Raw genomic sequence first — 628 nt, 5'->3', positions numbered from 1 at the left:
CCGGCTCAGGCATCACCGGATCGGCATCCACCGCACGCAACCACACCGTGAATGTCGAACGCACCGCCAAGGCCCGCTCGGCGAAGCGTCGCAGCCAACCGCGCACCGTCTCGGCCGGACGAGCCAGCGCGGCAGCGATCTGGCGAAACCCCTCCCTGCGCACAGCCTTGGCAGCCAGTGCCGACACGATCACTGCTGCCGTATCGGCGCGGCGCAACAGCGCGGTCACCGGTAACAACACATGCGTCATCCCGCAGCCGGTGCATCGTGAACGGCGCGGACACAGCTGCAACGTCCCACCCGGACCGCGCAGCTGCCGCGGCCTCGCGTGCCCCCACCCCGCCAGGACGCCGGCGCACGCCGGGCAGTTCAACTCGCCCGCCGCCAGCCTGCGCTCGACTGCATCGACATCTGCCTCTACCGTGACCACTGCGCCTCCAAGCGCGCACAGACGGCCCTCCCGAAGACTCCGCCTAAAGAGAACCGGGAGGGCCGTCGTCTACACCGACGTGATCACCGTGCCGCCCCGGCACCACAAAGACCAAACGCCCACGCGCCCGGCCGACAGCTGCTCGCCGTCAGTGCCGGACCGCTACCCCCACGTGGTCACCCTGAATGCCCCCGAACA

General features: G+C 69.9%; 1 protein-coding gene. It reads right to left on the bottom strand.

Going from position 1 to position 628, the window contains the following annotated elements:
* A partial coding sequence (locus FPZ47_RS27835) for a hypothetical protein (protein ID WP_144957548.1) occupies positions 1–430 on the bottom strand: 430 nt, incomplete at its 3' end.
* Positions 431–628: the final 198 nt, after the last annotated feature.

It is taken from the genome of Mycobacterium helveticum, from assembly GCF_007714205.1.
Lineage (GTDB): Bacteria > Actinomycetota > Actinomycetes > Mycobacteriales > Mycobacteriaceae > Mycobacterium > Mycobacterium helveticum.
Note: the sequence above shows the minus strand (reverse complement) of the source record. Positions and strands in the feature narration are given on the sequence as shown.